The organism is Kitasatospora sp. NPDC051702, from assembly GCF_040681575.1.
Classification (GTDB): domain Bacteria; phylum Actinomycetota; class Actinomycetes; order Streptomycetales; family Streptomycetaceae; genus Kitasatospora.
Genome location: NZ_JBFAZB010000047.1, coordinates 15,885 through 42,496 on the forward strand (window position 1 = coordinate 15,885; position 26,612 = coordinate 42,496).

Sequence of the window (26,612 nt, forward strand, 5' to 3'; positions counted from 1 at the left end):
TCCGTTCCTCCCCCTGGCGGTTCGCGCCGGTGCCCGTGGGGCCGTCGAACCGGACCCGCGGCGAGGGTCCGCCCGGCCGAGTGCCCCTCGGGAGCCCCGGGCCGGTGCCCGCCCGCCCATGATCACCGGATAGCGGACGATGGTGTCAGATCCGTACTCGGAACGGAAGGGACGTGCGCGAGTCATGTGACCGGTGCGCACGTTCCGGCCGCCGGCCGGGCGTCGACGTCGGAGTCGTGCCTGCGGGGGCGCGCGGAGTGCCTGCCCGGAGCGCGGGTTTACCAATGCATGACGAAGAGGCGTTTCAAACGCCGTACGCCCATACGTTCACCTAATCGGGTGTAGAAGATCGTCCGTTGCGATTCCGGACGGCCCTGCACGCCTACGGTTGGGAAGCGAGCGAGACGGGGCCAGGTGCGAAGAACCCCTGCTCCGCAGGCGAGGTGACAACCCGTCATATCTTGCGATCCTTCACCAGAGGAGGCTCCATGCCCCTGTGCACCAGATCGGACACACCACCCGGGCGACGGCCCGAGCGCGCCGCCCCGGCGGTGGGGTCATGAGCTCACCGGCGATCGAGCGGATCCTGCGCGGACCCAGCGGACTGGGCACCGCCGGGCTGCAGTTGACGCCGTCCGCCCCGTCCGCGGCCGAGCCCGTGCCGGCCGGGCCGGCGCCGACCGCCGCGATCCCGACCGCGCCCGTACCGGCTCCGTTCGGGGCGGCGACACCCATCGCGAGCGCCCCGGGTGCAGCCGACCCGAGCGCGCCCGCGCCGGCCGCACCGACGGGCGCCGGCAAGCCACAGCCGGGGGACCCGATCCCGGGCCTCTACCACCACCCGATCGCCGAGCCCGACCCGGCGCGCGTGGAGGAGCTCAGCCTCAGGATCAAGGCCTGGGCGATCGACGAGATCCAGCTCTACCCGGTGGAGTGGGAGAAGGACTTCGACGGGTTCTCCACCGGGCGCTACATGGTGGCCTGCCACCCCGACGCGCCCAGCACCGACCACCTGATGCTCGCGGCCCGTCTGATGGTCGCCGAGAACGCGGTGGACGACTGCTACTGCGAGGACCTCGGCGGCTCGCCGGTCGGCCTGGGCGGCCGCCTGCTGCTCGCGCACACCGCGCTCGACCCGCTGCACACCACGGCGGAGTACCACCCCGCGTGGGAGGCCTCGCTCGCCGAGGACCCGCCCCGGCGGGCGTACCACTCGGCGATGCAGTACTTCACCCGCGCCTCCACGCCCTCGCAGGCGGACCGCTTCCGGCACGACATGGCGCGGCTGCACATGGGGTACCTGGCCGAGGCGGCCTGGGACGAGACGGACCACGTCCCGGAGGTGTGGGAGTACCTGGCCATGCGCCAGTTCAACAACTTCCGGCCCTGCCCGACGATCACCGACACCGTCGGCGGCTACGAGCTGCCCGCCGAACTCCACGCGCTGCCGGCCATGCAGCGGGTGATCGCGCTGGCCGGGAACGCCACCACGATCGTCAACGACCTGTACTCCTACACCAAGGAGCTGTCCAGCCCCGGACTGCACCTGAACCTGCCGGTGGTGATCTCCCGGCGCGAGGGCGTCCCGCACAAGGAGGCCTACCTCAAGGCGGTCGAGGTCCACAACGAGCTGATGCACGCCTTCGAGGCCGAGGCGGCCGCCCTGGCCGCGGCCTGCCCGGTGCCGACCCTGGTGCGCTTCCTGCGCGGCGTGGCCGCCTGGCTGGACGGCAACCACCACTGGCACCAGACCAACTCCTACCGCTACACCCTGCCCGACTTCTGGTGACCGCCCCGGCGGCCCCGGCACGTCCGGCCACCAGCACCTCCCCGGCACGCCCGCGTGCCACCACCGATAACCACCCGCTAGGAGCTGACGCATGTCCCTGACCGATGACCTCACCACCCAGAACGCCGCGATCCCCGGCCCGGCGACTCCCTACCAGGGCGACATCGCGCGGTACTGGGACCACGAGGCCCGGCCGGTCAACCTCCGCCTCGGTGACGTGGACGGCCTGTACCACCACCACTACGGCATCGGCGACGTCGACCAGGCCGCCATCGGCGACCCGGCCGACAGCGAGCGGGAGAAGAAGGTGATCACCGAGCTGCACCGCCTGGAGTCCGCCCAGGCCGAGCTGCTCCTCGACCACCTGGGCCCGATCCGGCCCGGCGACACCCTGGTCGACGCCGGCTGCGGCCGCGGCGGCTCCATGGTGATGGCCCACCAGCGCTTCGGCTGCCGGGTCCGGGGCGTCACCCTCTCCGCGAAGCAAGCCGAGTTCGGCAACAACCGCGCCGACGAGCTGGGCATCGGGGACTTCGTCCGCTCCCAGGTCTGCAACATGCTCGACATGCCCTTCGAGACCGGCCAGATCGCGGGCTCCTGGAACAACGAGTCCAGCATGTACGTGGACCTGCACGACCTGTTCGCCGAGCACTCCCGGGTCCTCTCGGTGGGCGGCCGCTACGTGACCATCACCGGCTGCTGGAACCCGGCGTACGGGCAGCCCTCCAAGTGGGTGTCGCAGATCAACGCCCACTTCGAGTGCAACATCCACTCCCGCCGGGAGTACCTGCGGGCGATGGCCGACAACCGGCTCGTCCCGCAGGCCGTCATCGACCTCACCCCGGCGACCCTGCCCTACTGGGAGCTGCGCGCGACCTCCTCGCTGGTCACCGGCATCGAGGAGGCGTTCATCAACTCCTACAAGGACGGCTCGTTCCAGTACGTCCTGATCGCGGCCGACCGGGTCTGACCCGGACGGCACGGCCGACGGCCGGTGGCCTTCCCGCACCCGCGGGGAGGCCACCGGCCGTTCTCGCCCGTACGCCGGGCCCGCCCGCACGCCCGGGCGGGCCGGCCCACCGGCCTACCTGCGGGTGAAGGTGACGTGGGTCACGCCGCTGGGGCTGCTCACCGCCTCGGTGCGGAAGCGCTCCTCGACGCCCTCCAGCCCGGCCCAGAGCGACTCCCCGCGGCCCAGCACGATCGGCACCACGACGACGTGCAGGTGGTCGATCAGGCCGGCCTCCAGGAAGGCGCGCACCGTACCGGGTCCGCCGCCGATCCGGACGTCCTGGCCGCCCGCCGCCTCCCGGGCGCGGCGCAGCGCCTCCTCCGGGGTGGCGTCGAGGAAGTGGAAGGTCGTCCCGCCCTCCATCTCCACGGTCGGGCGGGGGTGGTGGGTCAGCACGAACACCGGGGTGTGGAACGGGGGGTTGGCGCCCCACCAGCCCTTCCAGTCCTCGTCCTGCCACGGGCCGCGCTGCGGGCCGAACTTGTTGCGCCCCATGATCTCCGCGCCGATGCCGTCGGCCCAGGTGCGGGCCATCGCGTCGTCGACGCCGGTCTCGCCGCCCTCCAGGCCCTGCATCCGGCGGAACGTCCGGGTCCCGAAGAACCACTGGTGCAGCCGGGTGCCGGCGTGGCCGAACGGGGAGTCGAGGGTCTGCCCCTCGCCCGTCCCGTAGCCGTCGAGGGAGATCGAGAAGTTGTGGACACGGACCAGGGACACGGGAGTTCCTCCAGTGCTCGACGCTCCGGTGCGGAGGGGGCCGCACCGCGTGCGGGCACCCTAACCCGGGCCCCTGACAGCGCCGTGGTTCCCCGCCGCAGGGCGTGGCGCGGGGCGGGCCCCGACCGCCCGGGCCGGTGACCGGAGGCCGCTCGCAGCCGGTCGGGACCCGCCCGCTATTCTCGTCACGACATTGTCGTGTCTTCTTCACCCTGCGCACGCCCGGGTGGGCGATGCTTCGCGGGGCGGTCCGGGAGGGGCCGCCGGAAGGCACATCTCGACCCGGGGGGACAACACCCATGACCGCACGCCGTACCACGGCCGGTTTCCTGGCCGCCGGCCTGCTCGCGGCCTCGGCGGCCCTGATCTCGACGGCGTCGGCCGACGCGGCCGAGGACGCCGCCGGCGACCTGCCGTTCGGCTCGGCCACCACCGTGGGCCTGCACAACACCTACGACCCGGCCGCCTACCCCTACCTCGCCCAGGGGCTGGACACCGGCACCGGCATGATCGAGCTGGACGTCTGGACCGACATCGTCACCAAGGAGTGGAAGGTCAGCCACTCCAACCCGCTCGGCAACTCCAACAACTGCACCGCCGCCACCACGCCGGCGCAGCTGTACGGCGGGGGCGCCAACAAGAACCTGGAGAACTGCCTCGACGACGTCCGGGTCTGGCTCGCGGCCCACCCGGCCGCCGGCCCGCTGGTCGTCAAGCTGGAGCTGAAGGCGGGCTTCTCCGCCAACCACGGGATGGGCCCCAAGGAGTTGGACGCGCTGATCGCCGCCCACCTCGGCCCGGCGGTGCTGCGCCCGGCCGACCTGCTGGCCAAGCCCGGCGGCGGCGCGTACGCCAGCGTCGACGAGGCGGTGCGGGCCGGCAACTGGCCCAGCCGTTCGGCGCTCGCCGGCCGGGTCCTGCTCTACGCGATCCCGGGCACCGTCGAGGAGGGCAACCCCTTCGACACCCTGCACACCGACGTCGAGTACGGCCGCCACCTGCGCGACCTCGCGGCCGCCGGCCGGATCAAGGACGCCCAGCTGTTCCCGGCCGTGCACGGCGCCGCCGCCGGCGACCCGCGCAGCGCGTACACCGGCGCGGACGCCGGCATCCGGCCCTGGTTCGTGGTCTTCGACGGCGACGCGGCGACCTACGTCAACGGCATCGACACCGGATGGTACGACCGCTCGCACTACCTGCTGGTGATGACGGACGCCCACAACGTGGCGCCCGCCATCAGCGCCACCGACCCGACGGCCGACCAGGCCCGGGCGCGCACCCAGCAGCTGGCGGGGGCGCACGCCAGCATCGTCTCCAGCGACTGGCGCCGGCTCCCGGCGGTGCAGTCCCTGGTGCTGTCGCGCGGCTGATCCGCGGCTGATCGGCGGCTGTCCGGCGGCCCCGGGGCTGGGCTGAGGCCCGGCCCCGGCGAGGCGCCGGGCCTCAGCCCGTGGCCGGTCCGGTCCAGCCGCCGGGAACGCGGCCGGGCCGGACCCGCTGGGGGTGGCGGCCGACGGAGACCGAGGCGGTCTTGCGCCCGGTCGCGAAGTCGATCGCGGTGACCTGGTCGGCGCCGCTCTCCGAGATCAGGCAGGACCGGCCGTCCCCGCTGACCGTCGCCCAGTAGGGCTTGGAGGCCGGGACGAGCGGGCCCTCCTGGAGCGTGGCGCGGTCGACGACGGTGGCGTAGTCGTCGACGGTGCCCGCGACGCAGAGCTTGTCGCCCGACGGGCTGATCGACAGGCCGTGGTGGCGGGAGTCGTTGGGCCAGGTGGTGCGGTCCCCGTCGGTGCCCGGGCTGCCCGGCAGCGTCTTCACCCGGGTGATCCGGTCCGCGGCGACGTCGTACTCCAGGAAGCCGTTGAAGAAGGACACCTGGAAGTAGAGCCGGGAGCCGTCGGGCGAGAAGACGGCGGGGCGGACGGCGTTGGAGAGCCCGCCGAGGCCGGCGTCGTCCAGCCGTTTGCGCATGTCGATGACCCTGATCGGGGCGAACGTGGCCGTGTCGACGACGGTGATGTGCCGGTCGCCCTTCGTCCAGTCCAACCACGGTGCGTCGAGGGCGGTCTCGACGTTGCCGATGGACATGTTCCAGAGCTGTCGGCCGCCGTCGGTGAAGATGTTCTCGTGCGGCTTGTCGCCGGTGCGGAAGGAGCCGAGCTGGGCGCCGGTCCTGACGTCCAGGACGTGCACGGTGTTCGCGGTGGAGGCGGACACGGCGACCCGGGTGCCGTCGGGGGAGAGCGCCATGTGGTCGGCGCGGTAACCGGCCACGGGGAAGCGCCAGTTGATCCGCCCGGTGGCGAGGTCCAGGGACACCACGTCGGCGAAGCTGGGGCGCGAGACGACCAGGGCGGAGCCGTCCGGGGTGGTGTACATGTCGTCGACGAACTGGTCGTGGCCCTCGCCCGGGCCGAGTCGGATGCCGAGGAAGTAGCCGAGCCTGACCGGGTCGAGGTAGATCTCGGCGAGGCGCTGGTCCTTGTCGGGGATGACGTCGATCCGCCCGATCCTGGTGAGGGCGCCGGAGGGCTCGATGGCGTCGGCCGTGCCCTCCCAGTTGTTGCCGACGAACATCACCTCCCGGAGTGCCGCGGGCGTGGTGGCGTGGCCGGTGGCGGCGGCCGGCAGCAGCAGGCCGAGGGCGGCCGCCAGGGTGCAGAGGGATCGGACGCCTGGACGGCGTCGGGAACCTGACCGGGGCATCGTCGCTCCTTCGCGGTGGCACGAAGTCTGAAAAGACGGTTTGTCAGATTGCGCTACCCGACGGTAGGGAGGGGTGCGGCCGCCTGGCAAGACCCCGGTCACCGACAATCGTCCCGGGACGGTGTTCGGAGCGGAGAGGGGCGGGCGCGGATGGGCACGGCCACGGGCACGTACGGCGGCAGGTCCGCGCAGGAGCGGCGGGCGGAGCGCCGCGAGCGCTTCCTCGCGGCCGGGCTGGAACTGTTCGGCGCAGGCCCCGGCTACCGCGCCTCCTCGGTGACGGCGCTCTGCGAGGCCGCCGGGCTCTCCACGCGGCAGTTCTACGAGGAGTTCCGCAACCTGGAGGACGTCCTCGCCCGACTGCACCTGCGGGTCAACGACCTGACCGAGCAGGAGGTCGTCCGGGCCCTCGCCGACGCGGCGGCGGACGGCTTCGAGCAGCGCGTCACGGTCGTCCTGCGGGCCTACGTCACCGCCGTCACCCGCGACCCGCGCCGACTGCGGATCACCTTCGTGGAGATCGTCGGCGTGAGCGCGGCGCTGGAACGCCAGCGGCTCCTCCGGCGCGCCCGCTGGGTGGAGCTGATCCTCGCCGAGGCCGCGGCGGCCGCCGCCCGGGGCGAGATCGCCCCCCGGGACCACCGGATCGCCGCGACGGCCTTCATCGGCGCCGTCAACGGCCTGCTGCACGACTGGACGGCCGGCCAGTTCGAGGCCACCCTCGACCAGGTGGTCGACGAACTGACCGGGCTGCTGCTCGGCGCCGTCCGCCCCCGGGAACGCCGAGCCGCCCCGGCCGCCCCGAAAGCCTCCCCCGACGGTCGCTGACCAGGTCAAGGCCTGTGCCAGTACGCCGAGTTGACCCGAGGTGAAGAGTTGGATCAGGGCTTCCGGCCGGCTCCGGGGGTCGCCATGCTGGTTGTCATGACCCGCACTCTACGCGCGTGGACGACTCGCGCTGTCGCCGTCGCCGCCGTCACCCTGACCACCCTGGCCCCCGTCGCGGTCGCCACCGAGGCGCACGCCGCGGTGAGCGGCTCGGTCTGCCTGACCGCGCTGCCCTCGCAGGCCCGGACCACGCTCAACCTGATCGCGTCCAACGGGCCGTTCCCGTACAGCCAGGACGGCGTGGTGTTCCAGAACAAGGAGCGCGTGCTGCCGAACCAGTCGTACGGCTACTACCACGAGTACACCGTGGTCACGCCCGGCTCGCCGACCCGCGGCGCCCGCCGGATCGTCACCGGCAAGCGCTACCACGAGGACTACTACACCGGCGACCACTACGCGACCTTCAGATCGATCAACTTCGGCTGCTGACCAGGCGTTTCCGTCCGCACGACCCACCCCCACCGCTCGTCCCCGGCCCCATCGGCCCACGGCCCCGGCGCCCGTCCGCGCCGGGGCCTCGCGGTGCTCGCGTTCGAGTGATCAGAATCGCCTTCCGCCGAGTCCTACCGGTTCCAGTCGGTCCAGCCGCCGCCGCTGTTGCGGGTCTTGTACCAGTACTTCCCGTCCGTGCCCGTGATCTTCAAAGTCACGGAGCCGTTGCTGTTGCTGTATCTGGGCACGACTGATCCGGTACCGACGATGCCGCCGAGCGACTGCCACTTCGTGTCGTACCGCACCCACACGGCGCGGTCCGTCCCCACGCCGAAGACGTGCAGCACGCCGTTGATCCTGAGCATGACCATGAGTTCGTTGAACCCGCCCCCGCAAGGGAAAATGCCTTCGTCGGAGAAGGGCGGATTTCCTCCCATGTCGGCGAGGCGCTCGTTCGTCACGTTCGGCTTACTGCACACCGAGTTCTGCAGATTTCCGGCCACATCGATCCAGTCCGTGGCAGCACCGGCCGGGCTCGACAAGGCCACAACGGCCCCCATCGCCATCGACGCGGCAACGGAAACCGACGTGGCGCGCCTCCCGAGATTCTCTGTCCTCAACACTGACCTCTCCGCGTTCGATCTGCCCGCCGGCCGGACGGCAAGCGGTGCGGGCCCGGCTGCAGGCAGGTCGGCCGGCGGCGGCGTCCCGGTGTGTGCAGCGCCGGACCCGTCACCCGAATGTGATCAGCTGACTGACGGCACGTCAATGGAAATGCGGGTGATGCCGGAAATCCTGTTCCTGATCGCGTGCAGGTGAACCATGCGGGGTTTTCCGCCCGTTGGTGATCGGCAGTTCGTCGACCGAGCACCCACCTCAGCGATGAATCGACCGGAGGTAACAGCAGTTCCGGCAGCCCGCCGATTCCGGTGCGGGTCGGCCAGGAGACGGGTCCGTACGTGAGAGGCGTACGGGGTCAGGCCAGGCGCGCCACCGTCCGGGCCAGCGCGCGGTCGAGCGCCGCCCCGGCGTCGCACGGGACGTCGGGGCGGACGCCGGTGCCCTCCCAGTTGGTTCCCGAGACCGGGTTGACCGCGCGGGCGACGGGCACGCTGAGCTCCAGGTGCTGGTGCACCGTCCAGCCCTCCCGCGGGTGCGCGCCGCCCCGGGTGGCCTCCCCGACGACCTCGGCGCGTCCGAGCTGCTGCAGGTCGTAGGCGAGCTCCTCGGCCGCGGAGAAGGTGTTCCCGCTCGTCAGGACGGAGAGCGGCTTGCTGCCGCCGAAGCGGGCCCCCGGGACGAACGGGGGAGTCCAGGACTGCTCGGCCAGCTCGCCCTGTCGCGAGAGCATGGTGTTGAGGTGGGTGCGGCCGTCGAGGAGGTAGCCGCAGACGAAGGCGACGGTGTCCGGATCGCCGCCGGTGTTGCGGCGCAGGTCCAGGATCAGAGCGCGGGCGGGGGCCACCAGGGAGAGCGCCGCGGCCAGCGGCTGTGCCGCCCAGTCCAGCGGGAACATCTTGGGCCCGATCTCCAGGACCGCGACGCCGCCGTCGAGGAGTTCCACCCGCGGGACACCGCACAGGGAGGCGTCGAACTCCCGGCGCATCTCGGCGAGTGCGGCCGCGCCCCGCTCGGGCGGCACCGGGGCGGCGTGGTGCTTGAGGGCCAGGTGCAGGTCGCCGTTGACGGACCGCAGGTCCGCGGTGACGGCTTCGGCCAACTCCTCTGCGGTCCCGGCCCGGTAGGAGCCCTCGGCGCCCCGGCGCCGCAGCAGGGCCGCCAACTGTCGGGCGACGTCGGGGAAGACGTAGTTCGCGCCGACCAGGTCGGCGATCGACTCGACGACGGCGGCGGTGTCCAGCTCGGGCAGCGAGGTGGTGGAGGTGGAGGTCATGGGAGGGAGTAGACCAGCGGCTTGCCAAAGCGTCAAACGTCCTTAACGCTTGATCGGGTGAGCAACCAACCGGACGAGGACGTCCAGCGGATCAGCACGTCCCGGCAGCACACCGCACTCGCCCACCCCCTGCGCCAGCGCCTGCTCTTCGCCCTCAGCGCCCGGCCGTCGACGATCAGTCGGCTCGCCGCACAGCTGGGGGTGAACAAGGGCAGCGTCTCCCACCACCTCGGGGTGCTGGGCGAGGCGGGACTGGTCCAGGACGCGGGAACGCGGACAGTGCGCGGCGGCACCGAGAAGTACTACCGGCGGAGCGCCGAACGGCTCCTCGTCGCCGAACCGCAGGCGGAGGGCACGGCCGCGCTGTTCGGCGCCGTCGCCCAGGAGCTGGACCGCTCGCCCACCGGCCACCTCCTGACGCTGCGCCACATCAGGCTCAGCCCGGCCAAGGCGGCGAAGCTGGCCAAGGCGCTGGCCGCGCTGGTCGACGAGGCCGAGGAGGATCCGGAGGGCGAGCCGGTGCACGGCCTCCTGGTGACGCTCTACCGGCAGGCCGGGACGTAGGGCGGGCGGACACCGAGCCGGCAGCGGGAGCTCCGCCTCCCGGGTCCCAGCCCGGTACGACTCCCACCCCGGTACGACCGGGCCCGCTGCCGTGACCTCACGGCCTCGACCTTCGGATGTCCAGGGGCCCGTTCACTCGGGGAGGCCAGCCGGTCCGGCCGTTCGATCGTCTTCCCTCCCCGTTCGGGCTCCGCCTGGGTGCCCGGGGCCGGGGGCCGCCCCACCGTGTGAGCGTGGGGCGGATCCGATACGGAGAGTGAGGGCGGATGAGACACGAACGACGCGGCGGGCGGTGGCGCGGCCGGGCCGGGCGGGCCGTGGCGGTGCTCGGCCTGGCACTGCTGGGAGCCGGAACCGGGTTCGGTACGGCGCCGCCGCCGGCCCAGGCCTCCGTCCGGGCGGCCCGCAGCACGACGGTGGTCCTCAACAACACCAGTGACCGGGCGCTCGTGCTGACCAGCGACAACCTCGACCACGGGTGCTGGACCCACGAGCCGCCCGCCCGGATCGAGGCCGGGGCGTCCGCCAGCTGGGAGTCGGAGTCCTGCGGCTTCATGACCGGCACCGAGGGGTCGGCCTTCTTCGCGATCGACGGCGAGAGCGGGCCCGACCTGCGGATCCACTGGGACAACCCGTTCTACGGCTCCAACAGCTACAGCGAGACGGTGCCGAGCGGCTACAAGATCAACCGCACCGGGGGCGACGGCAACGACGCCACCGCGACGTACGCGTTCGACTGCAACTCCAAGATGTGCGACGGCATCGCCGACGAGTGGAAGCAGCACGGCGTCTCCCTCGACCCGGGCGACGGCAGCGGAATGCAGTTCATCGACCTGCCCGCCATGGGCGCCGACGTCAACAAGCCGGACATCTTCATCCAGGTCGACTGGATGGAGGACACCAGCCCCGGCAACGCCCACAGCCACCGGTTCGACGCGGCGGCGGCCAAGCTGCTCGTCGACGCCTTCGCCAACGCGCCGGTCCAGCGCCGGGGTGCGCCCGGCTCCGGCGTCAACCTGCACATCGACGCGGGGCCCGACAGCATCATGAACTTCGCCACCGGACAGACCTGGGGCGGGTACAGCCGCGCCCGGCAGCTGGCCGAGACCACCAACCTCGGCACCTGCGACGGCGACGGCAGCTGCAACAACGACAGCCGGTACCAGTGGAACGCCTTCGACGCCATCAAGAAGGGCAAGGGAGGATTCGTCAGCTCCGGCCGCGCACCGGTGTTCCACTACGCGGTGGCCGCGCACCTGCTCGTCCCCGGCACCTCCTGGACCGGCATCTCCCCGGACGGCGGCAGCGACATCGTCCTCGCCCTCGGCAACCAGACCGGCCAGGTCGGCGACAAGAACGAGCAGGCCACCGACCTGATGCACGAACTCGGGCACAACCTGGGGCTGCAGCACGGCGGCTTCGAGGAACTCAACTTCAAGCCGCACTACTTCAGCGTGATGAACTACCTGTACTCCGGCGACGGCCTGCCGCACGGGGCCGACCGGTTCGTCGACTACTCCCGGACCGCCACCACCCTCGACGAGACCCACCTGGACGAGGCGTCCCCGCCGGCCACCGGCAGCGGCGTGCGCTACGACGTCAAGCGCAACTGCGGTGGTGCGTTCATCGCCGCGCGGGTCGACACGGCCGGCTACATGGACTGGAACTGCAACGGTTCGAAGGACCCGGGGACGGTCTCCTCCGACGTCAACAAGGACGGCGTGCAGAGCGTCAAGCTCGACGGGTACGACGACTGGGCGCACATCCGCCTCAAGGGCGGGGCGATCGGCGGCGCCACCGTGCCCGGCCTCCCGGCGCCGCAGAAGATCCACGAGCCCGACGCGCAGGTCTTCCAGCAGATCCAGCCGGTCGACACCGCTGCGCCGGTCACCACCGCCACCGCCGACCCGCCCCCGAACGGCGCCGGCTGGAACAACGGGGACGTCACCGTCACCCTGGGCGCCACCGACGACCTCAGCGGGGTCGCCCGGACCGAGTACGACCTGGACGGCGGCGGCTGGACGGGCTACACCGGCCCGGTGCCGGTCACCACCGCGGGCGTCCACACGCTGTCCTACCGCTCCGTCGACCGCGCGCAGAACACCGAGGACGCCAGGGCCCTCACGGTGCGGATCGACCGGACGCCGCCGGTCACCACGGCCGCGCTCGGCTCGACCACCAATCCGGCCGGCTGGATCACCGCCGACGGGCACGTCACCCTGACCGCGGTGGACGAACCGGGTGGCTCGGGCGTCGCGGGCGTCAGCTACCGGACGAGTGGCGCCCAGACCACCCCGGAGACCACCGTGCTCGGCGGCACGGCCGCCCTGACGATCACCCAGGAGGGCGAGACCGTCGTCACCTTCCACGCCACCGACCGGGCGGGGAACGAGGAGACCGAGAAGACGTACACCGTCCGGCTCGACCGGACCGCGCCGACGTCGGCCTTCACCACCGCGTCCGAGGCGATCTTCGTGGCCGTCCCGGCGGGCGGGCCGCACGACGACCAGTACGTCACCGGTACCGCCGGTGACAACGCCTCCGGCGTCGACCACGTGGACGTCGTGTTCACCTCGAAGGTGCCCGGCCCGACCCTGGTGCAACGCGCCGAGCTCAGCTGCTCGGACGGCACGCACCGGCACTGCACCTGGCGGGTGCGGCCGCCGTCCGGCCTCGGCGTCTACCGGGTGACGTCCACCGCCACGGACGTGGCCGGCAACGTGGAGACGCCGCCGGGGCGGGGAATCGACGGGATCGTCGTCCGGACGTAGACGCGGGGATCACGCGGCGCGGGCCCCCGGCGACAGCGGTCGGGGGCCCGCGCCGGCCGGCCGTGCCCCCTCGGTGGACGTCCGGGTGAGCCGCCGTCACCTGACGCCCGGGGAGACCCCGTTCGACCAGCGGGGTTGTGGATAGGCCGATGATCTACCTATCCTTCGGGTCATGACGCAGCGAGCACTGCAGGAACCGACCCTGCTCATGCTGACGGTGCTGGCCGACCGGCCGCGGCACGGGTACGCCATCGTCCAGGAAGTCCTCGCGGTCTCCCGGGGGCGGGTGCGCCTGCGCACCGGCACGCTCTACAGCGCCCTGGAACGCCTGGTCCTGGAAGGCCTCATCGAGGTGCACGGCGAGGAGACCGTCGCGGGCAGGCTCCGCCGCAGCTACCGCCTGACCGGGCAGGGGCGGGCGGTGCTCGTCGAAGAGGCCGAGCGACTGCGCGCCGCCGCCGCGGAAGTCGAACGCCGCCTGGCCAACCCCGTCACGCCGACCTGGAAGGACTCCTTCGCGTGAACCCACACCACCCCGCCGTGCCCCCGGTCGGGCCCGGAGAGCCGGGACGACCGGGCCCGGCGGTGACCGGACCCTCCGAGCCGGCGCCGCCGGCCCCCCGCGGCCTGCTGCGCGTCTACCCCGCCGGGTACTGGCAGCAGCACGGCGAGGAGATCGCGGCCCTGCACGGGGAGGCCCGGGCCGAGGCCGTCGGCCGGGTCGCGCGGGCGAGGGAGAACCTCGACCTGTTCGGGCACGCGGTCCGCATCCGGCTGGGGATCTCGTCCACCACCGCCGCGGGCAGGGCGCTGGCCGTCGCCGCACCGTACGCGCTGGTCGGCGCCGCGGCCTCGGCCGTGCTCGGCCTCGTCCCGACCATCTTCACCCCCGAGTCGCGCGCGCTGTGGCCCTACGGCCTCGTCCTCAACGCGCTGCCCGCACTCGGCCTGCTCTGCGCCGTCGCCGGACGCTGGACCTGGGCGAGGCCGTTGGCGCTCGTCGGCAGCACGCTGTCCCTCCTGGTGACGGCGATCGCCCTGGGCCCGTCGTTCGCACCGGCGCGGATCCCGTTCCTGGCGCTGGTCTCCCTCCTGCTGCTGAGCGCCCCGCCCGACCTGCCGCCGACCTCGCGCCGCAGTCAGTGGGCCATGCTGGCCACGGCGGCCGGGATCGTGCTGCCACCGGTGGCCTGGAGCCTGGGGGTGCCGGGGATCGTCCCCTCCGACCGCACGCCGTGGCCCGTCATCGTGATGGCCGTGGTGATCCTGGTCTCGCTGGCCCGGCTCCGGTCGGCGCCCGCGGCCGTCGCCGGCGCGTTCCTGGCCACGCTGCCCTGGTTCTCCAACGTCCTCGCCTACCACCCCTCGCCGCTGCTGCAGATCGAGATCGGCGCCTACGGCGGTCTGCTGCTGATCGCCGGCGGCCTGCGCCTGGCGCTCGGCGCCCGAGGGGCCGCGGCAGGGCCGCAGGCCGAGGCGGGGACCGGTGGCACCTCGGTCGGCTGACGTCGGGCGAGCCCCTGGTCCGCAGGGCCGGGGGCCGGTACGGACGTCCTCCGGACGGCCGTCGATGCCGTGTCACACCGCACCGTGAGCCCCGCCGTTCGGCCCGGCGGCGGCGCGCGGTAGCGTCACCGCGGCGCCCCGGACCGGTCCCGACCGGTCCGGGCGCCGCCGTACCCTCCGCCCGAGCCCGTCGTGGGCTCCGCCCCCCCGGGAGCACCCGTGCCACAGATCCTGGTCGACCACTCGGCCGGTCTCGACCTCGACCGCGAGGCCTTCGCGCAGGAGGTCCACCGGCTGATCACCGAGGTGATCGACACCACCGTCGCCGACTGCAAGACCCTCTTCCGCCCGGCCGGGCACACCTCCGTCGGCGACGGGACGGGCGGGCACGCGGTCGTGCTGGTGGAGATCAAGATCCTGGCCGGCCGCAGCACCGCACAGCGCGCCGAACTGACGGCCCGGGTGCTCGCCGCCGTCCGGGCCCGCGTCACCGTCCCCGCCGCGATCGGCGTGGAAGTCACCGAACTCGACCGCGAGACCTACCGCTTCGTCCACCACCCGGGCAGCTCGGTGTGCTGACCCGGGGCGACGCGCGGCAGCGGACGCTGTCGCTGCTCGAACCGGCGGTGGGGTACCGCGGGCGCTGAGTCGTCGGGGAGCCGGTGGGGGCCCGGCACGGTGGCGGCAGGCCCCGCGGCCCGGGCCCGGGGTTTCCGGGGCGGGCGGCGGGGCCGGGGAGCCGTGCGGTCAGTCCGTCGCGCAGTGCGTCCCGGCGGCCGGGACGGTGCCGTCCACCAGGAAGGTGTCGACGGCGCCGCGGATGCAGGAGCTGGCGCCGTAGGCGGTGTGCCCCTCGCCGTCGCGGGTGAGCAGGACGGCGTTGCCGAGCTCGGAGGTCAGCTTCTCGGCCCAGGCGTACGGGGTGGCCGGGTCGCCGGTGGTGCCGACCACGACGATGGGCGCGGCGGCGGTGGACTTGATGACGTGCGGCTTCTCGGTCGCGCGGAACGGCCAGATCCGGCAGTCCGGGTCGAACAGCGCGGCCGTCGGGTCGTGTTTGCTGACCAGCGGGGCCTTGGCGGCGAGGTCGGTGAGCGCGGCCTGGAGCTGCTCACCGGTGGGCGCGTCGGTGGCGCCGTCGGCACAGTGGATGGCGGTGTAGGCGTCCGCGGAGGCGCCGAAGTGGCCGTCCTTGTCGCGGCCGTTGTAGCCGTCGGCGAGGTCGAGCAGGTAGTCGCCCTTGCCGCGCACCATGGCCCAGCCCAGGACGTTGCGCAGGTCGGCCCAGGCCTGCTCGCCGCCGTAGAGCCGGCTGATCACGCCGGTCCAGGCCGCGGTGGCGGTGACGGTGCGGCCCTTGGCGGTGGTGAGCGGCTTGTCCTTGAGGCCGTCGAGGAAGTCGGCGAGCTTCTGGGGCGCCTTGTCGGCGTTCTTGCCGAGCGGGCACGGGTCCTTGCCGGCGCAGTCGGCGGCGAAGGCCTTGAGGGCGCGTTCGAAGCCGGCCTGCTGCTCGATGTTGTGCTGCACCAGGGTGGCGGACGGGGAGGTGGCGCCGTCCAGGACGAGCCGGCCGACCCGGTCGGGGAACTCCTCGGCGTAGAGCGAGCCGAGGTAGGTGCCGTAGGACATGCCGAGGTAGTTGAGCTTCCGGTCGCCGACGGCGGCGCGCAGCACGTCCATGTCGCGGGCGGTGTCGCGGGTGCTGACGAAGGGCAGGACCTTCGCGTACTTGGCCTGGCAGGCGTCGGCGAGCTGCTTGCCGTGGTCGGCGCCCGGCTCGTCGGTGGTGACCCAGCCGTCCCTGGCCTGGTCGTCGAGGCACTTGAGCGGGTCGGTGCCGCCGACGCCGCGCGGGTCGAAGCCGATGACGTCGAACCGGTCGTGCAGGGGGCCGTCGAAGCCCTTGGGGTCGCCCTTGACCATCCGCACTCCGGAGCCGCCCGGGCCGCCGGGGTTGACCAGCAGGGAGCCGACCCGCTGGTCGGGCTTGGCGGCGGGGTTGCGGACGACGGCGACGTCGAGGGTGTCGGCGGCCGGGTGGCCGTAGTCGAGCGGGACCTTGAGGGTGGCGCACTGCTCGACGGACTCGTCGACCTTCTCGGTCGCCGGGTCGTCCGGGCACGGCGCCCAGGCGATCTGCTGGCCGTAGAACGGCTTGAGCGCCGGGTCGTCGGCGCCGGTCGGCTTGACCGTGGGCGTCGGGGCGGGCGCCGGGGTGGTGCTCTGGGCGGGGGTGGCGCCGGCCGTGGTGGCGGTGGGCGCCGCGGTGGTCGCGCCGCCGCCGCTGCAGCCGGCCAGCAGGGCGGCGGCGATGAGGGCGGGCAGGGCGCGCCGGGATATCCCGGTGATCGTCGAATGCACCGCACACAGATATCACCGCACCGTCACGCGCGTCACATCGGTACGTCGTGTCCGAAGCGCCGGCGGCTCCGCGGGCCCGCCCGAACCGCCCGGCGCGGGGCGGGCCGGATCCGGCCCCACGGGAGCGGCGCGGCTGCCATGCTGGGGCCATGACAGATCGGACCGGAACCATCCCGTCGGGCGAGGGCCCCGAAACCGGGCGGCGGCGAAGGGAGTTGGCCGCAGCGACGGTCGGCTCGGTGGTCGAGTCCTTCGACTGGAACGTCTACGCCGTCCTCGCCCCGTACTTCGCGGCGGACCTCTTCGGCCACGGCAAGGGCGGACTCGGCGGGCTGCTCGGCGCCTACGCGGGCTTCGCGGTCGGCTTCGTCGCCCGGCCGGTCGGCTCGTACCTGATCGGGCGGCTCAGCGACACCCGGGGGCGGCGCTTCGCGCTCACCCTCGGGATGTCGGTGATCGCCGCGGCCAGTCTCGGCATCGCCGTGGTGCCGGACCAGCGGTCGATCGGCGCCTGGGCGGCCGTCCTGGCCGTCGCGGCCCGGGTGGTGCAGGGCCTGGCCTTCGGCGGGGAGGCGCCCAGCGTCGCCGCGTACGTGACCGAGACGGCCCCGCCCCGGCACCGCTTCGCCTTCAGCTCGGTGTCCTACGGCGGGATCATCCTGGGCTCGCTGCTCTCCTACGGCGCGCTCGCGCTGCTGCTGCACACCCTCGGCAAGGACGGTGTCACCCACGGCGGTTGGCGCTGGGCGTTCGTGGTCGCGGCGCTGCTCGGGCTGGCCGCGGTCTGGGTGCGCCGGGCGGCCCCGGAGAGCGCGGAGTTCCACCGGGCCCGCAGGGAGCGGGGACAGGCCGACCGGGGCCGGGCCCGGGGGCCGGCCGGGCCCCCGCCGTTCGCGCGGGTGCTCCGCGACCACCGCCGGGCGGTGCTCACCGTCTTCCTCAACACCCTGGGCGGGACGGTCGGTTACTACTTCGCCCTGGTCTACCTGCCGCAGTACGCGGCCGCCTACGGGGTGGTCGACAAGGAGGAGGCGACCTCCTTCATGACGGTGGTGCTCGCGGTGGTGCTGGCCACCATGCTGCTCACCGGCGCGGCCGCCGACCGGATCGGCCTGCTGCCGGTCGCCCGTGTGGGCTTCACCCTGCCGGTGCTGCTGGTGCCGCTGCTGCTCACCGCGCTGCGTCAGGGCTGGCTGCCGTTCCAGGCCGTCGCGGTGCTGCTGGGGATGCTGGTGGCCACCGTGCTGGGCACGCTCAACGTCTTCACCGGGCTGCTCTTCCCCACCGAGGTCAGGGCGCTCGGCCTCGGCGTGGTCAACGCGACCACGATCGCCGCGTTCGGCGGGACGTTCCCGCTGCTCGCCGAGTGGCTGCGCGACCACCACCACCTGGGTCTGATCCCCGGCTACGTGACCCTCTGCACGGCCGGCCCGGCGCTCGGTCTGGTCACCGCGCTGCGGGTGCCGTCCTTCGCTGCCGCCGTGGGGGAACCGGGTGTTCAGTCACTCGACGGTCAAGTGCCGTCCGAAAGCGGCTGACGTTCGATCATGTTCTGTGGTTGAGTGGGCAGCAGACGAAGTACTGGGAGGGCAGGGCATGGAGAGCAACGGACCGGACGACTGGCTGAGCGGGACCCGGTTCGAGGAGGCGCCGCCGCAGGTCGACCTGCACACCGACCGCGCCCACCCGGCCCGGGTCTACGACTACCTGCTGGGCGGGAAGACCAACTTCCCGGTGGACCGCGCGGTCGGCGACGGCATCCTCTCCGAGTGGCCGGGCTCGCGTGCCGCCACCGCCGCGGCCCGCGCCGTGATGCACCGGATGGTCCGCCGGCTGGCCGAGGTGCACGGCGTCCGCCAGTTCCTGGACGTCGGCACCGGCATCCCCATCGCGCCCAACCTGCACGAGGTCGTCCAGGCCGTCGACCCGTCCTGCCGGGTGGTCTACGTCGACAACGACCCGATCGTGCTGGCCCACTCGCGCGCGCTGCTCACCAGCAGCCCCGAGGGCCGTACCGCCTACGTCGAGGGGGACCTGCGCGAGCCCGGCAGGTTCCTCGGCGACCCGGCGGTGGCCGCCACCCTGGACTTCGACCAGCCGATCGCGCTGACGCTGATCAACATCGTGCACTTCCTCTCCGACGAGGCCGCGCACCCGCCCGTCCGCAAGCTGCTGGACGCGCTGCCCTCCGGCAGCTTCCTCGCGCTGACCGCCGGCACCGCCGACACGATGCCCGAGCGGGTGGGGGTGGGGTCGCGCCGCTACTCGGCCGCGGGGATAGAGAACCACCTGCGCCCGCGCGCCTCCGTGGAACGCTTCTTCACCGGTCTGGAGCTGGACGAGCCCGGCGTCGCGCTGGTCAACCGCTGGCACCCGGAGCTCGGCGACGGCCCGGCGCTCGCCGACGACGAGGTCGCCTGCTACGCGGGGCTCGGCCGCAAGCCGTAGGACCGTCCTGGCCGACCCGGCCGCGGAGCGGGCGCCGCCCGGGCGGGTCGCTCACGGAGCCATGGTGAGCCCCGCCGCGCCCGCTCCGCGGCTGAGCACCACCGAGCGGATGTGGTCCAGGGCCCGGGCCCAGTCGGCGCGTTCGGGGTGGCTGCGGACGGCCTCGCGGAGGTCGCGCACCCGGTACGGCGGCCCGAGGTCGGTGATCTGCGGGACGAACTCGGCGCGGCCGACCGTCCAGCGCAGCCCCGGCCCGGCGGGCGGGTTGACGGTGAAGCGGGCCATGGAGCTCCAGTTGCCGCGCGGGTCCTCGGCGCCGTCGTAGGTGAACATGTGTCCGGCGAGCTGGTCGCCCATCCCGTAGACGGTCCAGGTGTCGCCGATCTTCTCGTAGGCCTGCGGGATGTGGGCGTGGGTGCCGAGGATCAGGTCGACGTCGGGCCGTCCGGGGCCCTGCCCGGTGGCCAGCTCCTTGGCGAGGGTGAGCTGTTGCTCGTTCGGGGCGTCCTGCCACTCGGTGCCCCAGTGGACGCTGACCACCACCAGGTCGGCGCCGGCGGCCCGGGCGGCGCGCGCGTCGGCGAGGATGCGGTCCCGGTCGATCAGGTTGACCGCCCAGGGCTCGCCCGCGGGCAGCGGGATGCCGTTGGTGCCGTAGGTGTAGGCGAGGTGGGCGACGGTGGCGCCGCCGGCGTGCAGCAGTGCGGGCCGGCCGGCCTCCTCGGCCGTCCGGGCGGAGCCGGTGTGGGCCAGGCCGACGGCGTCCATGGCGTCGAGGGTGCGCCGGATGCCGTTCGGCCCGTCGTCGAGCGTGTGGTTGGACGCGGTGTCGCAGGCGGCGTAGCCGGCGTCCCGGAGCGCCCGGGCGATCTGCGGCGGGGTCTTGAAGGCGGGGTAGCCGGTGAACGGCCCGCCGTCGGCGCCGTAGACCGTCTCCATGTGGCAGATCGCGAGGTCGGCGGCGCGGACGAGCGGTTCGACGCCCGCGAGCATGGCGGTGAAGTCGTAGCCGTTGCCGCCGGCGTCCTCCTTGGCCTGCTGGATGATCTCGGTGTGCGGCAGGACGTCGCCGGTGGCGAGCAGGGTGAACGGCCGTGGTCCGGCGGGAGTGGGGGAGGGCGCCGCCGCGGTGCCGGTGGCCGGGGCGGGTGGCGGGGCGGTGTCCGGTGCGCCGCACCCCGGGAGGGCGAGGAGCAGGGCGAGGGCCGCGGTGGCGGTCCGGCGGTGGGGCAGCGACATCCTCGGCTCATCTCACGATCGGACGATAGGACTGACGCTTCGACTATGCGAGCGATCGTGGACGCACCGCCGGACCCACGCCCGCAGGTCACCCGGGGGGAGCGCAGTCCCACGCCGCCGACGCCTTCCGCTACGCTGGGTCACCCCCTGTACACGGGCGGGCAGGTGTGCTGACATATGCATGTCAAATCCGGGGTCGCGCCCGGACCGGCACCGCGCCGGCCCCGGCCCCGTGGACGACCGAAGGGGAAGCCCATGCTGCTCCGTGCCCTGGCAACCACCGGAATCGTCGCAACACTCCTCACCTCACCGGCCTTCGGGGTCGACTCGCTGCCCACTCCTCCGGACCGCATCGTCATCGACGTCGCCACCGTCAACGGCTCCGGCTGCCCGGTCGGCACGACCGCCGTCGCCGTGTCGCCCGACAACACCGCCTTCACCGTGACCTACAGCAGCTACCTGGCCCAGGTCGGCGTCGGGTCCAAGCCCACCGACTTCCGGAAGAACTGTCAGCTCAACCTGCGCGTGCACGTGCCGCAGGGCTTCACCTACGCGATCGCCTCCGCCGACTACCGGGGCTTCGCCCACCTGGAGCCGGGCGCCACCGGCACCCAGCGCGCCAACTACTACTTCCAGGGGCAGGCCCAGACCACCTCCCAGAACCACTCCTTCCGGGGTCCGACGGACGACAGCTGGCAGGCCACCGACACCGTCGACGTCGCCGCCCTCGTCTACGCCCCCTGCGGCGAGCAGCGCAACTTCAACATCAACACCGAACTGCGGGTCGCCGCCGGCAGCTCGGACCCGACCCGCACCACCAGCTTCATGACCATGGACTCGACCGACGGCGACATCAACACCATCTACCACCTGGCCTGGAAGCACTGCCCCTGAGTCGCCTCCCCACCCGGCCCGTGACGGGCCGACCCCCTGCGCCCGGCCCCGGCGGACCTCGCGTCCGCCGGGGCCGACGCACGCCCGGCGCGGTACCGCCCGGCCGTCGCCGCCCCCCGGGCCGGAGTCGCGGTTCAGGGGGCGGCCGGGAGGCGGAGGGCGGCGGCGTCGAGGAGGAGCTCGAGGGCGAACGGGTAGCCGCTGCGGTGCATGTCGGCGGTCAGCAGATCGGCGGTGGCGGCGATGTGCGGGTGGGTGGTGGCGTCGAGCCGGGCGTAGGAGGCCTGCCAGACCCGCAGGTCGGCGCTCTGGGCGGCGGGCGGCAGGGCCAGCGCGGCCGCGTCGAGGGCCGCGAAGCCCAGGCTCTGGTCGACGAAGGCGTGGTAGATCCGCACGGCCTCCGGGTCGGGGAAGCCGGCCCGGCGCAGCGTGCCGATGATGGCCTCGACGGCGGCGATCTCGTGGGCGCGGCCGGTGGTGCGGTGGGCGGCGAGCAGGGCGGCCTGCGGGTGGGCCTGGTAGGCGGCGTGGATGCGCAGACCGATGGCGCGCAGGTCGGCGCGCCAGTCGCCGGTGGCCTTCCAGCCCTGCTGGGCGCGGCCGATGAGTTCGTCGGCGAGTGCCAGCAGCAGGTCGTCGGTGCTGCGGAAGTAGCGGTAGACGGCGCTCGGGTCGGCGCCGAGGGCGGCCCCGAGCCGGCGGACGGTGAGCGCCTCGGCGCCGTGCTGGCCGACGAGCCGCAGTGCCGTCTCGACGATGAGCTCCCGGGAGAGGACCACGCCCTGCTTGGTGGGGCGGCGGCGCCGTCGCTGGGGCTCGGGGACTACGCGTTCGGTCATGGCGTGGAGCCTATGTCACCACCGTTGACACAGCCAGGGGTGCGGACCGGGCCCCGGGCCGGGTGTGCGCGGTGGTGCGCGGCCCTGCGGGGCCGGCGTGACGATCCGTCAAATCGATCGTCCCGACATGCACATGTCGGTACAGTGCTCCGGGTCCGACACCCCCACGCGGCAGGCGGAGTTCCATGACGATCGCACGCAGGTCCCTCCTCAAGGGCACGTCGGCGGCCGGCGCCGCGCTGGTCACGGGCGCCGCCGCCGCGCAGCCGGCCGCGGCCGCGGACCCACAGGACGGTCCGGCCGCGAGCCCGCTGCTCCAGTCCACCCCGCACCGGCTCGGGGCGCCCAGCGTGAGCGGCCTCCACCTGCAGTTCGGCACCGACCCGGCCGCCGAGATGACCGTCTCCTGGATCACCCCGCAGTCCGTCCGACGCCCCCAGGTGCGGATCGGCTCGCCCGACGGCGGACTCGGCCGGGTCGTCGAGGCCGAGACCCGCACCTACCGGGACGCCCTCTCCAAGGACGAGGTGTACGTCCACCACGCCCGGCTCACCGGCCTGCGCCCGGGCACCACCTACCTCTACACCGCCGGGCACGACGGCGCGAGCCCCGAGACGGGCTCCTTCACCACCGCCCCGCGCGGCCGCGTCCCCCTCACCTTCACCAGCTTCGGCGACCAGGCCACCCCGAACCTCCGCCGCCAGGTGGTCTTCCCGGACGGCGTGCCCTCACCGCTCGGCACGTACCCGGTCTTCACCAGCAGCCAGGTCGGCACCGCGCACTCCGCCGACATCGTCACCGCCGTGGAGCGGGTCGGTCCGCTGTTCAACCTGGTCAACGGCGACCTCTGCTACGCCTCCTACAGCGGGCGGCACGGCCAGAGCCGCACCGCGACCTGGGCCGACTGGTTCATCAACAACAGCCGCTCCACCCGCCTGCGCCCCTGGATGCCCTGCGCGGGCAACCACGAGAACGAGGGCGGCAACGGCCCGATCGGCGCGCTCGGCTACCAGACCTACTTCTCGCTGCCCGACTCCTCGGCCTCCTCCGACGAGGAGACCCGGGGCATGTGGTACGCCTTCACCGCCGGCTCCGTGCGCGTCATCAGCCTCGCCAACGACGACGTGGCGATCCAGAACAGCGGCGACACCTATCTGCGCGGCTACTCGGGCGGAGCCCAGCAGCGCTGGCTGGAACGGGAGTTGCGCGCCGCCCGGAGCAACCGCTCGATCGACTGGATCGTCGTCTGCATGCACCACCCGATGATCTCCAGCTCCCGGCACGGCAGCGGCAGCGACCTCGGGATCCGCGAGGCCTGGGGGCCGCTGTTCGACGCCTACGGAGTCGACCTGGTGGTCAGCGGGCACGAGCACTACTACGAGCGCTCGCACCCCGTCCGCGGCACCCTCCCCAACGACACCCGCACCCCGGTGCCCACCGGCACCGACCTGCGCACGGCCGACACCGACCGCGGCACCGTGCACATGATCATCGGGGCCGGCGGCAACGCCGCCACCACCCAGGACGACCTCTTCGAGCAGCCCAGGGGCCGGGTGGTCGTCGCCCTGGAGGACGCGCCGCGCCCGCCCGCGCCCTACCGCGAGTCGATCTGGGTCACCGAGGACGCGCCGTGGGCCGCCTTCCAGGACCGCACGCACACCCACGGCTTCGCGGCCTTCGAGGTCGACCCGGGGGACCGGCGCGGCGGCCTCACCACGATGCGGGTCACCTACTACACCTTCGACGGTCCGCACGCCGAGCTCACCCCGGTCGACACCTTCACCCTCCGCCGCCACCGCACCGACGGCCACCCGGCCTGAGGCTGTGCCGGCCCCGGTCCGAGGTCGTGCCGCTCCCTGGCCGCACCCGCGACGAACGCGGGTGCGGCCAGGGACCACCCGAGGGCCGGGACCACCGCCGAGCCGGGGCTCAGCGCCGGAACACCCCGGTCAGCACGCTCCACCAGTTGCGCCGCTGCCGGGGAACCGACACCGCGGCAGGAGGAGCGGCCGCGGCGGGGGCCGCCCCCGGCCCGGACGGCCCCGCCGCGGGAGACTCCGGCGCGGTGACCGCGGCGCCGGCCGCCGCCTTCGCGGCCCTCGCCGCCTGCGCCTCCACCCGGGCTGCCTGCGCCTCGGCCCGGGCCGCCTCCTCGGCGGCCGCCACCGACTCCGGGTCCGGCTCGATCTCGCGCGGGGTGAACTCCACCGGCAGCGCGGTCAGGTGGCGGGAGATCCAGGCCGAGCTCCAGGACAGCTCCGCCTCGTCGACGGCCAGCCGCAGGTCGGGCAGGAGGGTGAGCAGGATGTCGATCCCGACCTCGGCGACGTTGCGCCCGATGTCCTGACCGGGGCACTCGTGCGGCCCGGCACCGAAGGACAGGTGGGAGCGGTTGCCGTAGAGCGGGGTGGTCGGGTCGGGCCGGACCACCGGGTCGACGTTGCCGGCCGCCAGGCCGAGCAGCAGCATGTCCCCGGCCCGGATCCGCTGCCCGCCGAGCTCGGTGTCGGCCGTCGCCCAGCGCCCCGCCACCAGGGACATCGGAGGGGAGTCCCAGAGCACCTGGTCGAGCGCCTCGCCGAGGGTCATCTGGCCGCCGGAGAGGTGGGCGCGGAAGCGCGGGTCGGTGAGCACCATCTTCAGCGAGTCGGCGATCAGGTTGACGGTGGTCTCGTTGGCGGCGAGCAGCACCACCCGCAGGTGCTCCATCACCTCCTGCTCGGTCAGCCCGGCCGGGTGCTCCAGCAGGTAGCTGGTCAGGTCGGCGCCGGGCTCCGCGCGCTTGGTCTCGATCGTCCGCTGCAGGCTCGCCACCACGTAGTCGTTGCTGGCGATGGCCGTCTCGGTGCCCTTCATGAGGTCCCGGGCCGCGTCCACCAGCTGCGGACCGTACTCGTCGGGCATGCCGAGCAGCTTGGTCATCACGAGCATCGGCAGGTGCTCCGCGAACTGGGTGATCAGCTCGGCCCGGCCGGTCGGTCCGACGACCTGGACCAGGTCGGTGGTGAACCGCCGGACGTGCCGGCGCACCCCGCGCCGGTCGAAGCGGTTCAGGCCGTCCAGGACGGCACCGCGCAGCCGCCGGTGTTCCTCGCCGTCCGCGAAGACGCACAGCGGCTGCCAGGCGATCACCGGCATCAGCGGGGACGTCGGCGGGACCTCGCCGTCGCGGAAGCACGACCAGAGGCGGGAGTCCCGGGAGAACAGGGACGGCGAGCGCATCGCGGTGATGTTCGCGCCGTGGCCCAGGATCAGCCAGGCCGGGAAGTCGCCGTGCAGCAGCACGGGGGCGACCTCGCCGTGCTCGGCGCGCAGCTTCTCGTACAGCCCCGCCGGGTCGGCCTCGGCCTCCGGCCCGTACAGGCGCCGCACGCCGCCGGGGCCGAGCGGTTCGACGGCGTGCGCGTGGGCGGGGCAGCCGGGCGGCGGGGTCGGGGCGGCGTCGTCGGGGAGCGGGGTGGTCACGGGGTCTCCGGGGTGGTTCGGGTCGGGAAGGGTGGTCACGGGCTCACCGGGCGCGCGGGGCGGCGAGTTCGTACAGGTGGCGCATCAGGGTCATCAGGGTGTCCCGGCCGGACTCCCGGCTGCGCGCGTCGCAGGCGATGATCGGCACCTCGGGCGGCAGGTCGAGCGCCCCCCGCAGTTCGTCGAGGGGGTACGAGGGGGCCTCCGGGAAGCCGTTGACGGCCACCACGAAGGGCACGCCGCGGTCCTCCAGGCGCCCGATCACCTCGAAGCTGACCTCGAGCCGGCGGGTGTCCACCAGCACCACGGCGCCCAGGGCGCCCTCGAACAGGCCGTTCCAGAGGAACCAGAACCGCTCCTGCCCGGGGGTGCCGAAGACGTAGAGGACGAGCTTGTCGCTGATGCTGATCCGGCCGAAGTCCATCGCCACGGTGGTGGAGTTCTTGCGCTCGACGCCGGTCGGGTCGTCCACGCCGACCCCGGCCTGGGTCATCGTCTCCTCGGTGGTCAGCGGGCGGATCTCGCTGACCGAGCCGACCAGCGTCGTCTTGCCGACGCCGAAGCCGCCCACGATCACCACCTTGACCGCCATCGTGACGGAGTCCGGCAGCAGGTCGGCCGTCGCCGGTCCGGCCACCGTGTCAGAGCCTCTGAAGTCCATGGATCACCGCCTCCAACAGGGCACGGTCGGGGAGTTCGGCCGCGGGCACGGCGGCGCGGGCCTCGATCCGCCCGTCGTCGAGCAGGTCGGCCAGCAGCACGGTGACCACGCTGGTGGGCAGCTCCAGGTAGGCGGAGACCTCCGCCACCGACAGCGGCGAGCGGCACAGCCGCAGGATGGCCGCGTGCTCCGGCTGCATGGTGGGCGTCGGCTCCGCGCGGGAGACGATCAGGGTGACCAGGTCGAAGACGCCCGGTCCGGACGGGCCGCTTCGGCCGCGGGTGATCACGTACAGGCGTTCGGGGTCGGGGCCGTCCCAGTCGCCCTGGTCGGCCGCCGTCATGTGCCCGCCTCACTGTGCTCGTTCATGTGCGCGTCCCGGGGTCGTCGTTCATGGGCCCGTCCGGGGGTGGTCGGGGGGCGGGC

Annotated in this window: 25 protein-coding genes; 15 read left to right on the top strand and 10 right to left on the bottom strand. The window is 73.4% G+C overall.

The window, feature by feature from the left end; all coding sequences use genetic code 11:
• The first annotated feature begins 559 nt into the window (after positions 1-559).
• Together AB0N04_RS30665 and AB0N04_RS30670 are read left to right on the top strand one after the other, a co-directional pair.
• Positions 560-1,789 (top strand): family 2 encapsulin nanocompartment cargo protein terpene cyclase, encoded by a 1,230-nt coding sequence (locus AB0N04_RS30665; RefSeq protein ID WP_360215604.1) that lies wholly within the window; start codon positions 560-562, stop codon positions 1,787-1,789.
• A gap of 91 nt (positions 1,790-1,880) precedes the next feature.
• Positions 1,881-2,759 carry a geranyl diphosphate 2-C-methyltransferase gene (locus AB0N04_RS30670; protein ID WP_360215601.1) on the top strand — a complete coding sequence of 293 codons (879 nt, stop codon included), beginning with the start codon at positions 1,881-1,883 and terminating at the stop codon, positions 2,757-2,759.
• Positions 2,760-2,873: 114 nt separating this feature from the next.
• On the opposite strand, the gene AB0N04_RS30675 is transcribed toward AB0N04_RS30670, so the two are convergent.
• Positions 2,874-3,518, bottom strand: coding sequence for a dihydrofolate reductase family protein (locus AB0N04_RS30675; protein WP_360215598.1), 645 nt, complete (start codon positions 3,516-3,518; stop codon positions 2,874-2,876).
• Positions 3,519-3,817: 299 nt separating this feature from the next.
• On the opposite strand from AB0N04_RS30675, the gene AB0N04_RS30680 reads away from it, so the two are divergent.
• Entirely contained in the window at positions 3,818-4,888 is a 1,071-nt protein-coding gene (locus tag AB0N04_RS30680) for a phosphatidylinositol-specific phospholipase C domain-containing protein (protein ID WP_360215595.1), read from the top strand.
• Positions 4,889-4,961: 73 nt separating this feature from the next.
• Here the strand turns inward: AB0N04_RS30680 and AB0N04_RS30685 are convergent, their stop codons facing one another.
• Complete coding sequence (locus AB0N04_RS30685) at positions 4,962-6,224, bottom strand: YncE family protein (RefSeq protein WP_360215592.1); 1,263 nt, start codon at positions 6,222-6,224, stop codon at positions 4,962-4,964.
• Between the two features lie 150 nt (positions 6,225-6,374).
• Here AB0N04_RS30685 and AB0N04_RS30690 point away from each other — a divergent pair, with 150 nt between their 5' ends.
• Both AB0N04_RS30690 and AB0N04_RS30695 read left to right on the top strand, forming a co-directional pair.
• Positions 6,375-7,052, top strand: a complete 678-nt coding sequence (locus AB0N04_RS30690; protein ID WP_360215589.1) for a TetR/AcrR family transcriptional regulator — start codon at positions 6,375-6,377, stop codon at positions 7,050-7,052.
• A 96-nt stretch (positions 7,053-7,148) separates the two neighbouring features.
• Complete coding sequence (locus AB0N04_RS30695) at positions 7,149-7,541, top strand: ribonuclease domain-containing protein (protein ID WP_360215586.1); 393 nt, start codon at positions 7,149-7,151, stop codon at positions 7,539-7,541.
• 134 nt (positions 7,542-7,675) lie between these two features.
• Here the strand turns inward: AB0N04_RS30695 and AB0N04_RS30700 are convergent, their stop codons facing one another.
• Positions 7,676-7,909 (bottom strand): hypothetical protein, encoded by a 234-nt coding sequence (locus AB0N04_RS30700; protein ID WP_363365622.1) that lies wholly within the window; start codon positions 7,907-7,909, stop codon positions 7,676-7,678.
• 4 nt (positions 7,910-7,913) lie between these two features.
• Here AB0N04_RS30700 and AB0N04_RS30705 point away from each other — a divergent pair, with 4 nt between their 5' ends.
• Positions 7,914-8,363 carry a hypothetical protein gene (locus tag AB0N04_RS30705; protein ID WP_360215580.1) on the top strand — a complete coding sequence of 150 codons (450 nt, stop codon included), beginning with the start codon at positions 7,914-7,916 and terminating at the stop codon, positions 8,361-8,363.
• Between the two features lie 157 nt (positions 8,364-8,520).
• On the opposite strand, the gene AB0N04_RS30710 is transcribed toward AB0N04_RS30705, so the two are convergent.
• Positions 8,521-9,438 carry a S41 family peptidase gene (locus AB0N04_RS30710; protein WP_360215577.1) on the bottom strand — a complete coding sequence of 306 codons (918 nt, stop codon included), beginning with the start codon at positions 9,436-9,438 and terminating at the stop codon, positions 8,521-8,523.
• A gap of 57 nt (positions 9,439-9,495) precedes the next feature.
• Here AB0N04_RS30710 and AB0N04_RS30715 point away from each other — a divergent pair, with 57 nt between their 5' ends.
• From AB0N04_RS30715 to AB0N04_RS30735, 5 genes are all read left to right on the top strand, one after another.
• Positions 9,496-10,002, top strand: coding sequence for a winged helix-turn-helix domain-containing protein (locus AB0N04_RS30715; protein WP_360215574.1), 507 nt, complete (start codon positions 9,496-9,498; stop codon positions 10,000-10,002).
• Positions 10,003-10,268: 266 nt separating this feature from the next.
• Positions 10,269-12,773 carry a hypothetical protein gene (locus AB0N04_RS30720; protein ID WP_360215571.1) on the top strand — a complete coding sequence of 835 codons (2,505 nt, stop codon included), beginning with the start codon at positions 10,269-10,271 and terminating at the stop codon, positions 12,771-12,773.
• Positions 12,774-12,945: 172 nt separating this feature from the next.
• Positions 12,946-13,296, top strand: a complete 351-nt coding sequence (locus tag AB0N04_RS30725) for a PadR family transcriptional regulator (RefSeq protein ID WP_360215568.1) — start codon at positions 12,946-12,948, stop codon at positions 13,294-13,296.
• A 62-nt stretch (positions 13,297-13,358) separates the two neighbouring features.
• The gene (locus tag AB0N04_RS30730; RefSeq protein WP_360215565.1) at positions 13,359-14,279 is read left to right on the top strand and encodes a hypothetical protein; all 921 of its coding nucleotides are present in this window, start codon (positions 13,359-13,361) and stop codon (positions 14,277-14,279) included.
• A gap of 219 nt (positions 14,280-14,498) precedes the next feature.
• Positions 14,499-14,858, top strand: a complete 360-nt coding sequence (locus tag AB0N04_RS30735; RefSeq protein WP_360215562.1) for an isomerase — start codon at positions 14,499-14,501, stop codon at positions 14,856-14,858.
• Positions 14,859-15,026: 168 nt separating this feature from the next.
• Here AB0N04_RS30735 and AB0N04_RS30740 read toward each other — a convergent pair whose 3' ends face one another.
• Entirely contained in the window at positions 15,027-16,640 is a 1,614-nt protein-coding gene (locus AB0N04_RS30740; protein ID WP_360215559.1) for an alpha/beta hydrolase, read from the bottom strand.
• A gap of 215 nt (positions 16,641-16,855) precedes the next feature.
• On the opposite strand from AB0N04_RS30740, the gene AB0N04_RS30745 reads away from it, so the two are divergent.
• Together AB0N04_RS30745 and AB0N04_RS30750 are read left to right on the top strand one after the other, a co-directional pair.
• On the top strand, positions 16,856-18,178 hold the full coding sequence (locus tag AB0N04_RS30745) for an MFS transporter (RefSeq protein WP_363365623.1): 1,323 nt from the start codon (positions 16,856-16,858) through the stop codon (positions 18,176-18,178).
• A 58-nt stretch (positions 18,179-18,236) separates the two neighbouring features.
• Positions 18,237-19,088: an SAM-dependent methyltransferase gene (locus AB0N04_RS30750; RefSeq protein ID WP_360215553.1), complete on the top strand. Its 852-nt coding sequence runs from the start codon at positions 18,237-18,239 to the stop codon at positions 19,086-19,088.
• Positions 19,089-19,139: 51 nt separating this feature from the next.
• Here AB0N04_RS30750 and AB0N04_RS30755 read toward each other — a convergent pair whose 3' ends face one another.
• On the bottom strand, positions 19,140-20,327 hold the full coding sequence (locus AB0N04_RS30755; protein ID WP_360215550.1) for a CapA family protein: 1,188 nt from the start codon (positions 20,325-20,327) through the stop codon (positions 19,140-19,142).
• A gap of 255 nt (positions 20,328-20,582) precedes the next feature.
• Here AB0N04_RS30755 and AB0N04_RS30760 point away from each other — a divergent pair, with 255 nt between their 5' ends.
• Entirely contained in the window at positions 20,583-21,221 is a 639-nt protein-coding gene (locus AB0N04_RS30760; RefSeq protein WP_360215547.1) for a DUF4360 domain-containing protein, read from the top strand.
• A gap of 134 nt (positions 21,222-21,355) precedes the next feature.
• On the opposite strand, the gene AB0N04_RS30765 is transcribed toward AB0N04_RS30760, so the two are convergent.
• Positions 21,356-22,060 (bottom strand): TetR/AcrR family transcriptional regulator, encoded by a 705-nt coding sequence (locus tag AB0N04_RS30765; RefSeq protein ID WP_360215544.1) that lies wholly within the window; start codon positions 22,058-22,060, stop codon positions 21,356-21,358.
• Between the two features lie 185 nt (positions 22,061-22,245).
• Between AB0N04_RS30765 and AB0N04_RS30770 the strand changes: the two genes are divergently transcribed.
• Positions 22,246-23,880, top strand: a complete 1,635-nt coding sequence (locus AB0N04_RS30770) for a metallophosphoesterase family protein (RefSeq protein WP_363365624.1) — start codon at positions 22,246-22,248, stop codon at positions 23,878-23,880.
• A 109-nt stretch (positions 23,881-23,989) separates the two neighbouring features.
• Here AB0N04_RS30770 and AB0N04_RS30775 read toward each other — a convergent pair whose 3' ends face one another.
• The 3 genes from AB0N04_RS30775 to AB0N04_RS30785 are packed head-to-tail and all read right to left on the bottom strand — an operon-like array spanning position 23,990 to position 26,529.
• The gene (locus tag AB0N04_RS30775) at positions 23,990-25,525 is read right to left on the bottom strand and encodes a cytochrome P450 (RefSeq protein ID WP_360215538.1); all 1,536 of its coding nucleotides are present in this window, start codon (positions 25,523-25,525) and stop codon (positions 23,990-23,992) included.
• Between the two features lie 43 nt (positions 25,526-25,568).
• Entirely contained in the window at positions 25,569-26,186 is a 618-nt protein-coding gene (locus tag AB0N04_RS30780) for an ATP/GTP-binding protein (RefSeq protein ID WP_360215535.1), read from the bottom strand.
• Positions 26,167-26,529 carry a DUF742 domain-containing protein gene (locus AB0N04_RS30785; RefSeq protein WP_360215532.1) on the bottom strand — a complete coding sequence of 121 codons (363 nt, stop codon included), beginning with the start codon at positions 26,527-26,529 and terminating at the stop codon, positions 26,167-26,169. Before AB0N04_RS30785 ends, AB0N04_RS30780 begins: the two co-directional genes overlap by 20 nt.
• Between the last annotated feature and the right edge of the window lie 83 nt (positions 26,530-26,612).